Source organism: Conyzicola sp. (genome assembly GCF_046714715.1).
Classification (GTDB): Bacteria; Actinomycetota; Actinomycetes; order Actinomycetales; family Microbacteriaceae; genus Conyzicola.
In genome coordinates this window covers 1-5,616 of sequence record NZ_JBKKAD010000169.1, presented here as the reverse complement: position 1 = coordinate 5,616, position 5,616 = coordinate 1, and the positions used below count along the sequence as shown (strand labels likewise).

Genomic DNA, 5,616 nt, shown 5'->3' with positions numbered 1-5,616 from the left:
GTGCCGAACACGACCTTCTGGTCGGGGTTCGTGACATCCGGAACCTTGCTGAAATATGCGGCGACGAGTTCTTCGACGTTGATGAGATCGGATTCCTGGGCGGGCTGACCGGCACGTGTTGTCATGCTGCTAAGTCTTGCACTCGAAGTTTCGGATGTCGCGGGCTGATCGCCAGCGCTCGCTGGCCGATCCCGGCTCGAGAATTTCGGATCCTCGAAAACGATGGTTCAGTTCGTGTTGATATTCAGCGCGAACTGAACCGCGAAAATCGAAAATGCGGCGTTCAGGCGTTGTAGCCGCCGCTCATCATGATCGTGACGACCTGCGTGTCGCGCTCGGCGAGCGGCGGTCATCACTGCGACGGATGCCGTGGACGGTAGAGCGGCATAACGTGAGTGGATGACGACGACCGGCGACCTTCCGCGGCTCGCCCCGTCGCGAACTCTCGTGCGCGGCACCCTCCTCGGCGCGGTCTGCGGGGTGGTGGGCGGCCTGCTCGCGATCGTGGTGGGCGCGGTGATCTCGGCGTTCGTCGGCAGCCTCGAGGTGCTTGTCTTCGCGCTCTACGCCCTGATTCCGGCCGCGTTCGTCGGCGGTGTCGTTGGCGCGGCGGCGGGTTTCGTCAGTGCCGCACTCGCCGTCGTGGCTCTCGAGGCCGCCGCGCGGCTGCCGCGCCCGACCGAGCGCGCGGGCAGGACGGCGGCGTCCGTCGGCGCGGCGCTCGGCTCGGCGGGAGCGCTCGTGGCCGTGGGGATGCTGTACGCGCCGCTTCGCGACCTGGCGTGGGTATGGGTGGTGACACTGATCGTGGCACCGATCACGGCGGGTGTAGCCGCGCGCATCGCATGGACGTCTCTCGACGAGCCCTCCGCGGACGACCCGGTTTCGGCGCGCGAGCGTTGGTCATGGCGGCTGCTGCTCGTCGGGTTCGCGCTCGGAACCGCCGCTTTCGCGCAGTCGATCGTGTTGATCGCCGACCCCTACTGGCGGGGCTGGGGTGGCCAACCCGACAGTGGGGCGCCGGTTCAGGGTCTTATGGCTCTGATCGTCGTCGCCTCGGTGGCCGCGCCGTTGCTCGTTGTCGGCGTGAGGTTCACCCCGAACAGAACGACCGGCACGGTTGTAGCCGCGCTAGGTGTGGTCGGGGCGCTCTTTCTCGCGGCGTCGCTCGGCATCGCGGGCCTCGCCCCTATGGAAGACCGGGCCGGTAGCGCGCCGTCCTTTCCCGCAGAGCCCGCTCTTCCCGACCTGCAGGAGGCGCCGCCCGCAGAGGTCGTCGAACCCGCGCCGCCCGAGGAAGCGACGACGCTATTCACCCTCGCCGACATCACGGCGGCGGGCCAGGCGCAGGTCGACGGCACGATCGCCGTGGTCGGCCCGATCGACGACCCGGCAATCCCCGCGGGCACGACGACCTTTCCGGTGTTCATCGGCGGCTGCGGCAATCTGGCGGGAGGGGCCGTGAGCTTCGAGGTCTGGTTTCTCGTCGACGACCTGCCGGGCGGGTTCGCCCGCGTGCGCGACGAATGGCTCGCCCAGGGCTTCACCCTCGACGAGCCGAAGAGTAGCGCCCACGTCGTGGCGACCGGCGGAGCGGACTCCGCGATCCGTGGGATGTCACTGGAAGACAAAGACGGCACGGTGCGGTTTGTCGTTCAGAGCGCGTGCGTCGCCGGCGACGACTACTGAGGCCCGTCGCTGACGTCACACCCTAAACTCGTGACCATGCCCGCTGACGCCCACGCCCCCGCCGAGACCTACAGCTATCTCGGCCCGGCCGGCACGTTTACCGAGGCGGCGCTCGCGCAGGTAACCGCGGCGCAGGGCAAGAACTGGCACCCGGTGAACAATGTGGGTGAGGCGCTGAACGACGTGGTCGCCGGGCGCAGCATCGCCGCCATGATCGCGATCGAGAACTCGATCGAGGGTGGCGTGAGCGCGACGCAAGACGCGCTGGCCACCATCCCCGACCTGCGCATCGTGGGGGAGTTTTTGGTTCCCGTCAACTTCGTTCTGGTGGCCCGCCCGGGAACGACGCGGGCCGACGTCTCAATCGTCAACGCGCATCCGGTCGCCTACGGCCAGACGCACCTCTGGCTCGACAAGAACCTTCCCGGCCACGGCCACATCCCCGCCAGCTCGAACGTGGCGGCGGCCGCGAACCTGTTGCTGAACGACCACGCCAACGCTGCGGTCGCGCCCCCCGGCATCACGAAGCACTACGACCTCGAGGTGCTCGCGACCGACATCGGCGACAACCCGAACGCCGTCACCCGGTTCGTGCTGGTGAGCCGCACCGTGGCGGTGCCCGACCGCACCGGCTCGGACAAGACGAGCATCATCGCCGAGCTTCCCGACGACAAGGCCGGACGCCTGCTGGAGATGCTCGAGCAGTTCGCCACCCGCGGGGTGAACATGAGCCTGATCGAGTCGCGTCCGATCGGCGACGCCCTCGGCCGGTACCGCTTCATCATCGACCTCGACGGGCACATCCACGACGAGCGGGTCGCCGACGCCCTGCTCGGACTGAAGCGGTTCAGCCCCAACGTGATCTTCCTCGGCAGCTACGCGCGCGCCGACAAGCTGCCGATCGAGGTGTCGACCCGCTACGGCGACGACAGCTTCCTCGAGGCGCGCGAATGGCTGAACGGGCTGATGAACTAGCGGGGTTTCGATACGGCCGCGGGCGGCCTACTCAACCGACAGGGCGCGGCCGCGGGCGGCCTACTCAGCCCGCTAGAACGAGCCGGCGGGCACCCGCACCGTGAGCGCGCCCGGGTCGACCCACGCGTGCACCGACTTCGCCTCGCCGAACTCGTCGCCGTCGAGCTGGAACTGCTGCGGTGTCTCCACGGTCATCCGCAGGTCTTTGCCCGTGAAGTAGACGACATCTTTCACGTCGCGCGACAGGTCGATGATGCGGCGGCCGAGGGCGCTCTTGCGCAGCACGCCGTTCTCCCAGGCGAGCTTGTTCCACACGTTGATCCAGCCGAAGGGGCCGCGCGGGCGAAGCGCCACGAAGTCGAGCAGCCCGTCGTCGGGCTTCGCGTCGGGGATGAGCAGGATGCCGCCCGGCAGTTTGCCGCAGTTGCCGATGATGATGGTGTGCACGTTCACGCTGCGCGCCGGTTCGGAGTCGACGCTCACGCGCAGCTTCACGGGTTTGATCTCGGGCAGGGAGCGGCCGATGGCGTCGACGTAGGCGAGCCAGCCGACGGCCTTCTTGAGTTTCGGACTGGTCTTCGCGATCATCTTCGCGTCGAGGCCGAGGCCCGCCATCACGAGGAACACGTGCTCCTCGGCGTCGCCGTTGTCGCGCACGATCGACGCGAGGCCGAGGTCGATCATGCGGTCGACCCCGGAGAAGGCGAGGGCGACGGTCTCGGCGAGGTTGCCGAGCGGAATGTCGAGGTTGCGCGCCAACAGGTTCCCGGTGCCGGAGGGCAGCAGCGCCAAGGGGACCCCGGTGTCACGCAGCCCCTCGGCCACCGCCCGCACCGTGCCGTCGCCGCCCGCGGCCATCACCAGGGTGGCGCCGCGCGTGATCGCCTCGGCGACGAGCAGCTGCCCGGCGTCGTCGATCGTCGTCGCGAACCACAGGGTGCGGTGCCAACCGGCCTCTTTCGCGGCCGAGGCGACGGCGGTCTCGAGGGCGAGAACGTCTACCTTCAGCGGGTTGTAGATGACCGCGGCGCGACGGTTCGGCGATCGCTTCGGGGTGGGCACGGCTCTCACGGTACGGCAACGCTGGCGATGACGTTTGGAATCCGGTTGAAAGTAGACTGGGCGAGTGATTGATCCACAGATTCTGCGCGAAAACCCCGAAATCCTCCGTCGTTCGCAGGAGGCGCGTGGTGCGTCGGTGTCCCTGGTGGATGACGCGGTCGCCGCCGATTCCCGCCGCCGCGAGTCGATCGGCGAATTCGAGAACCTGCGCGCCGAGCAGAACGTGTTCGGCAAGACGGTTGCCGCGGCCCCGAAAGACGAGAAGCGCGCGCTCGTGGCCCAAGCGCAGGAGCTCGCGGCGCGGGTCAAGGCCGCCCAGCAGGCGACCGTCGAGGCCGAGGCGCAGTTCACCCGCATCGTCGGTGCGATCGCCAACCCCATCATCGACGGCGTGCCCGCCGGCGGCGAAGAGAACTTCACCACGCTGCGCGAGGTGGGCGAGAAGGCGAGCTTCGACTTCGAGCCCCGCGACCACGCCGAACTCGGCGAGATGCTCAAGGCGATCGATATCACCCGCGGCACCAAGGTGAGCGGAAGCCGCTTCTACTTCCTGCGCGGGGTCGGCGCCCGTCTCGAGCTGGCGCTGATGAACATGGCGCTCGACAAGGCGCTCGCCGAAGACTTCGTCCCACTGATCACGCCCACGCTGGTGCGACCCGAGATCATGGCCGGCACCGGCTTCCTCGGCGAGCACGCCGACGAGATCTACTACCTGCCGGCCGACGACCTTTACCTCACCGGCACGAGCGAGGTGGCGCTCGCCGGATACCACTCCGACGAGATCCTCGACCTGTCGGACGGCCCGCTGCGCTACGCCGGCTGGAGCACCTGCTACCGCCGCGAGGCCGGGTCGGCGGGCAAGGACAACCGCGGCATCCTGCGCGTGCACCAGTTCAACAAGCTGGAGATGTTCAGCTACGTGCACCCCGACCTCGCCGAGGCCGAGCACGACAAGCTCGTCGGATTCCAGGAGGCGATGCTGCAGGCCTGCGGTCTCAGCTACCGCGTGATCGACGTCGCTGCCGGCGACCTCGGCTCGAGCGCCGCCCGTAAGTTCGACATCGAGGCCTGGGTCCCCACGCAGGGCACCTACCGCGAGCTCACCTCGACGAGCAACTGCACCACCTACCAGGCGCGCCGCCTCGACATCCGGTTCCGCGGCGAGAACGGCAAGACGACGCCCGTCTCCACCCTCAACGGAACGCTCGCCACCACCCGCTGGCTGGTCGCGATCCTCGAGACGCACCAGAAGGCCGACGGCTCCGTGGTGGTTCCCGAGGCCCTACGGCCCTACCTCGGCGGTCTCGAGATCTTCGAACCGGTCGCCAAATGACGACCGACCAGACGGCGACGACCGACCGCTGGCTCGTCGCGCTAGACATCGACGGCACGGTTCTGCACGAAGACGGCACCCTCGGCGACGACGTGCTCGAGCAGGTCACACGCACGAGCGCCCTCGGCCACGAGGTCATGCTCGCGACGGGCCGCTCGGTCGCCATGACCCTGCCAGTGCTCGACAGGCTCGGCATCACCCCCGACTACCTGGTCTGCTCGAACGGCGCGATCACGCTGAAGCGCGACGCCGACGCACCGCTCGGCTACTCGCGCCACATCGTCGAGACCTTCAACCCCGGCGAGGTGCTCACGACGATCAAGTCGAACCTCGACGCCGCGCACTACGCGGTCGAAGACGAGGAGGGGCTTTACCGCTTCACCGGCTACTTCCCCGACGGCACCCTCGGCGCCTCGAGTATCAAGGTTGAGTTCGACGAGCTTCTCGTGCACGACGCCACCCGCGTCGTCGTGATCTCGCCCGAGCACGACATCGAAGACTTCCTCTCGGTCGTCGAACGCATGGGCCTGCACAAGGTGAGCTACAACGTGGGCTGG

Annotated in this window: 5 protein-coding genes; 4 read left to right on the top strand and 1 reads right to left on the bottom strand. The window is 68.2% G+C overall.

Features of this window, described 5'->3' with window-relative positions; genetic code table 11:
- The first annotated feature begins 399 nt into the window (after window positions 1-399).
- Both ACLQ6X_RS13680 and pheA read left to right on the top strand, forming a co-directional pair.
- Complete coding sequence (locus tag ACLQ6X_RS13680) at window positions 400-1,689, top strand: hypothetical protein (protein ID WP_411700706.1); 1,290 nt, start codon at window positions 400-402, stop codon at window positions 1,687-1,689.
- 36 nt (window positions 1,690-1,725) lie between these two features.
- Entirely contained in the window at window positions 1,726-2,664 is a 939-nt protein-coding gene (gene pheA / locus ACLQ6X_RS13675; protein WP_411700705.1) for a prephenate dehydratase, read from the top strand.
- A 72-nt stretch (window positions 2,665-2,736) separates the two neighbouring features.
- On the opposite strand, the gene ACLQ6X_RS13670 is transcribed toward pheA, so the two are convergent.
- Window positions 2,737-3,726 (bottom strand): diacylglycerol/lipid kinase family protein, encoded by a 990-nt coding sequence (locus ACLQ6X_RS13670; RefSeq protein ID WP_411700704.1) that lies wholly within the window; start codon window positions 3,724-3,726, stop codon window positions 2,737-2,739.
- Window positions 3,727-3,790: 64 nt separating this feature from the next.
- Between ACLQ6X_RS13670 and serS the strand changes: the two genes are divergently transcribed.
- On the top strand, window positions 3,791-5,059 hold the full coding sequence (gene serS / locus ACLQ6X_RS13665) for a serine--tRNA ligase (protein ID WP_411700703.1): 1,269 nt from the start codon (window positions 3,791-3,793) through the stop codon (window positions 5,057-5,059).
- Window positions 5,056-5,616 (top strand): HAD family hydrolase (locus ACLQ6X_RS13660; RefSeq protein WP_411700702.1); only part of this gene is annotated, 561 nt, incomplete at its 3' end. The genes serS and ACLQ6X_RS13660, both read left to right, overlap by 4 nt.